We start from the raw sequence: 231 nt of genomic DNA, 5'->3' as shown, positions 1-231 counted from the left end.
CGCATGAAGAAGGAGATCGAGGATCTCGGCGGCACGGTGCTCGAATATGTCGACACGCCGATTGCCGAAACCTCTCAGCGCATGCCGCAGCTCACCACCTCGCTTCTGCAGAAGTATGGCGCGAAGTGGACGCATTCCCTGGCGATCAACGACCTCTATTACGACTTCATGGGACCTTCGCTCGCCTCGGCCGGCATTGCAGGCGACGGAAAGCCGGTGAACGTCGCAGCC

General features: G+C 60.6%; 1 pseudogene. It reads left to right on the top strand.

Annotated features, from left to right (window positions below):
- Positions 1–231: pseudogene (locus AF337_RS28805) on the top strand (substrate-binding domain-containing protein); the annotation flags it as partial.

The organism is Rhizobium ecuadorense, from assembly GCF_001187535.1.
In the GTDB taxonomy this organism is placed as follows: Bacteria; Pseudomonadota; Alphaproteobacteria; order Rhizobiales; family Rhizobiaceae; genus Rhizobium; species Rhizobium ecuadorense.
The sequence above is the reverse complement of the archived record's forward strand: the minus strand, read 5'-3'. Positions and strand labels throughout refer to the sequence as shown.